Source organism: Nocardioides sp., assembly GCF_029937575.1.
Classification (GTDB): Bacteria; Actinomycetota; Actinomycetes; order Propionibacteriales; family Nocardioidaceae; genus Nocardioides.
In genome coordinates this window covers 1-4,229 of the sequence record NZ_JAPYPS010000123.1, presented here as the reverse complement: position 1 = coordinate 4,229, position 4,229 = coordinate 1, and the positions used below count along the sequence as shown (strand labels likewise).

The 4,229-nt window shown below is 74.3% G+C and carries 3 protein-coding genes; all 3 read right to left on the bottom strand.

Features of this window, described 5'->3' with window-relative positions; all coding sequences use genetic code 11:
- Positions 1–120: 120 nt before the first annotated feature.
- Positions 121–876, bottom strand: coding sequence for a sulfotransferase (locus tag Q1K33_RS20580; RefSeq protein ID WP_300406784.1), 756 nt, complete (start codon positions 874–876; stop codon positions 121–123).
- On the bottom strand, positions 873–2,267 hold the full coding sequence (locus Q1K33_RS20575; protein WP_300406782.1) for a DUF5719 family protein: 1,395 nt from the start codon (positions 2,265–2,267) through the stop codon (positions 873–875). Before Q1K33_RS20575 ends, Q1K33_RS20580 begins: the two co-directional genes overlap by 4 nt.
- Positions 2,264–4,229: hypothetical protein (locus Q1K33_RS20570; RefSeq protein WP_300406780.1), on the bottom strand; the 1,966-nt coding region annotated here is incomplete at its 5' end. The genes Q1K33_RS20570 and Q1K33_RS20575, both read right to left, overlap by 4 nt.

The window sequence follows — 4,229 nt, the reverse complement described above, 5'->3', positions numbered from 1 at the left end:
ACGACCCGATGCCGTGGGGAAGAGGAGCGTGCCGTGAAGCGCCCCAGCTCGGCCACGTCCGCTCTTCGGCTGATCCGGACGCCACGCCACGAGCCACCCATCAGCGCGCAGCCCCCCGCCTCAGACCGTCAGCTCGCCCAGCCGCCGCCATGCGGTGAGGTCGGCATGCTCGGCGATGTAGGCGGCGGTCTCGGGGGGCAGGGTGCGGTCACGGCCGGCGACGGACTCGACGTACTGGTCGTGGGCGGCCTGCCAGTCGGCCTGGATCGGCGCGGCGTCGAGGTCCAGGAAGGCCATGGCAGCAGCCAGACCGGCACCGGAGGGCTCCCCGAAGAAGCGGGTGTAGTCGAGCGCGATCGCCTGCTCCGGGCGGGCGGAGACGGCGTCGAGCACCCGGCGTACGGCGGTGTTCCAGGCGCCGACGGCCCGGTCGGCGCCGGCCCCTTCACGCCAGCCCGTGTCCGAGGCATCGGCGGCGCGGCGCTCCCACGAGCTGGCGACGAGCGAGATGTCGCGCACGATGAAGACGAAGCGCGCCTGGGGGAAACGCTGCCAGATCTTGCGCGCCCTGATGGCGGTCATCTTGTCGCCGCGGTAGCGCGCGGTGTCCCACTTCGCCTCGAGGTCCGCGAGCCGCTCCTGGGCCCAGGGCACGTCGGGCGTGATGTTCGTCAGCCCGTCGCGGTAGTCGAAGAAGCGGTCCCGCTCGAAGTGCTCCGGACCGAGCTCCCCGATCCGCTCGCCCCACAGCCGCTTGTAGCGCTCCATGCCGACGGCGATGTCGGGGTGGTTGCCGAGGATGCGGCGCAGCGCCGTCGTGCCGGATCGCGCGACACCGGCCACGAAGAGGAGCTCGTGCTCACGGGTGCCGGTCATGGCAGCCCCGGCTCGACGAACGGCTCGAGGCCGGTGAGGACCGGCTCCCGGATCCCGACGAGGGTGGCGCCGTCGCCCGAGAGCAGGACGACGCCCTCGAGGCCGGTCTTCTCGGGGGTCAGCGTCAGCAGGCGCGCCTTGCCCGGCAGCGACATCCGGTAGCCGCGGTCGCGGGCGACCTCGATCCGCTCCGAGAAGAGCTGATCGCCCTTCCTGTCCCACACCGTCACGGTCGCCACCCCCTGGGACGAGGCGCCGCCGAGGACCAGCTCCTTGTCCGCCTTCGGCAGCGCCACCGTGCTGGCCACGCCGACCGGTGGGGTCGGCACGCTGTGCACCAGGTCGCCGCGCACGAACATGACCAGCCCGACGGTCGCCTCGACCGACGAGTCGACCTGCACGCCCAGGGGGCGCGACTGGTCGTTGCCACGAGCCCCCTTCAACAGCGGTGCGAGACCGACCCGGACGACACTCTGGGGAGGCAGCCGCACGTCCTCGGCCGCAGCCGGGGTGAAGACCGAGTCCGCCGTCACCAGGCGCACCGTCGCCCGCCCCTCGTCGTCACCGGGGTTGGCGATGATCAGCGTGCGCTGCCCGCGCCCCTGGGGCAGGCCCAGCAGCAGGTTGGAGACGCTCGGCTGGTCCTGGGAGGCGAGTCCGTCGCGGCCGCCCGGTCCGCGCCCGAGCTCCTGGAAGTTGTCGAGGACGCTGGCCGAGATGCGACCACGCAGCGTCGTCACGTGCAGAGCGAGGTCGTCGCGGCGCGGGATCACCTCGGCCAGGTCGAAGCGCCGGGTCTCGCCGCCCGTGATCGCCAGACCCCGCAGCGCCGGCGCCGAGACAGGTCCGCGTCGACCGAAGACCTCGATGTCGACGACCGCGCGCCCGCCGTCGGGGTTGACGAGCTGGAGCAACGACTGGTGCTTGGCACCGGCGCCGACGCCGGTGAACCACTGGTCCACGACGGGCGCCCGGCAGTCCATGGACTCCCATGGGCGTTGGTACCGGCTGGCCACGAGACCCGGGGCGAGGTCGTCGCGACCGGTGATGATCGCGGCCCGACGGCCCAGCTCCAACGAGGTCGTCCGGTCCGGCGCCACCTCGACGTCGGCGCGGTCGTCGCCGGCTCGGACGTCGAGGTTGCCGCCGACGCCGGAGACGGAGGCGAGGTCGACCTCGTCGCCGCCAGGAGGACAGACGAGTGTGGCGCGCGTCAGCGGGGTCTCCTCGGGTGCCACCCGCTGACCGGACTCCTGCTCGGTGCTCACGAGCAGGGCCGCAGCCAGGGCGAGGACCGGTACCACCACGGCCGCCACGGTCAGCCGGTCCGGTCGGTGCCAGGACACCGACCGGCTCGCGAGGCGTCGTACGCGTCCGGAGTCGTCACTCATGACTCCCTCCCCCCGCGCAGGGTGGGCGCACACAGGACCAGCACGAGCAGGAGTGACAATCCTTGTACGACGAGCAGCACGACGTGGACGGCGGACCCGGGGCCGTCCACCGCGGCGGCCGTCATCGGCCGGTCGACCCGCCAGGCGCGGGTGCCGGGGTCGGTGCTCGCCTGCACCAGTCCGGTGGTCGCGTCGAGGGAAGCAGCCACGCCGGCGTCCGCCGGGGCCGGCATCAGGATCCACTCGAGACCGAGGTCGCCCAGGTCGCTGACCGCCACGCTCGTCGGGCGCGCCAGCACGGTGGCCACGGCGTCCTGGGCTGCGGCGTCGGTCGCCGAGAAGGCCAAGATCTCGTCCTCGCCGAGGGTCACCCCGTCGTCGCGGCGCACGGTGTAGGTCAGTCCCCCCGACAGCGTGCCGCGCACGACGAGGATGCCGTGCTCGGGGCCGGTGACCGAGCTCTGCAGCATGTAGGCGGGCACGACCTTGGCCGGCTCCGAGCCCAGCAGGTCGTCGCCGTCGACGGCCCAGAGCAGCCCGGCGGCGGGTACGACGACCGCCGCACCGGCCGCGACCAGACCTGCGGCTCGCAGTGCGACCCGCGTGCGAGCACCGCGCTCGGCCGGGGCCCGGTCCCGGACCAGGCCCTGGGCGCCGAGCAGTGCGGCGGTGACCAGGGCTGCCTGGACCACCACGACGGTGGCCCCCAGCCCGGCCGGCCCGGAGAGGGCCACGAGGTCGAGGGAGAGCCCGGAGAGCACGACGGCCACCGCGACGCCGACCAGCGCGACGAGCCAGCACAGGGCGACCGGGATCCTGGTCGCCCGAGGCACGAGCGCGAGCGCCGCGAGCACGAGGACCACCACTCCCGACCACGCCGGAGCGCCTCCCTCGAGGCGACCGGACAACACGTCGAGGGTGCCGACCTGGGCGGCGGGCTGGCGCCCCGACTCGGCCACGAGCAGTCCGGCGGCACCGCTGCGCAGGGCCGCCACCCACCAGGGAGCCAGCAGCACCGACGGGACCGCGAGTGCTGCGAGCGGCGGACCGATCACGTCGCGCGTGAACAGGGCCGAGCGCACCACCAGCAGACCGAGGACCAGGACCACCAGGGTCACGCTCAGCGCGAGCCACCAGGCCACGGGCGAGAAGGCGGTCGCGAGAGCGAGGAGCAGACCCGTTCGCCAGGCGGCGCGCCACCGGCGCTCGGGCTCGGGGTCGGCGAAGCCCAGCGCAGCGTGGGCCACCCACGGCACCAGCGCCGCCGTCACGACGAGGCCGAGACGACCGGTGCCCCAAGCCCCGCTGGTGAGCGGGACCAGGGCGTACGTCGTCGAAGCGACGACCAGCAGCCACCGCGGCGCCCCCAGCGGGCTGACGAGCCGACCGGCGACGCGCAGGAAGCGCCACGCGCCCCACAGCCCGAACGGCACCGCCGCGAGCATCAGCAGGCTCACCGCCCCGGTGGTGCCGAGCACGCTCGCGAGCAGCGCCACCACGACGACGTACGGCGGAGCCGGGACGTCGGTGCCGAAGCCGAGCGGGTGCCACGCGTCGAGCGCCAACGACCACCAGGATCCGGCGCCCGACGGGACCGGAGCCAGGGCGCCTCCCACGACGGTCCCCCACGCCGTACGAGTGCCGACCAGTGCCACCACGACGACGGCGGTGAGCACGAGCGCGATCGGGTCGGTGAGGTAGCGGGCGACGACGCCGGTGTCGACCAGCTCCTCGTCCTCGTCGAGATCACGCTCGGCACGCAGCCGACGGGCCGCCGAGGACGAGGGGTCGCGCTGGGCGGCATCGATCCGCCGCCGCTCGGCGACGTCCGCGGCCTGGTTGGTCAGCGCCGCCGCGAGGTCCCCGACGAAGTCGAGACCGTGCCGGTAGGGCACCCACGCGGGCGCCAGCAGTGCACGTGCGCGTCCGGGGTCGTGCGTCGCGACCGCCGCCGTACGGCGG

What these genes read in the sequence shown, in the direction of transcription:
- Q1K33_RS20580 (WP_300406784.1), bottom strand. Translation starts at nt 876, where the DNA reads ATGACCGGCACCCGTGAGCACGAGCTCCTCTTCGTGGCCGGTGTCGCG.
- Q1K33_RS20575 (WP_300406782.1), bottom strand. Translation starts at nt 2,267, where the DNA reads ATGAGTGACGACTCCGGACGCGTACGACGCCTCGCGAGCCGGTCGGTG.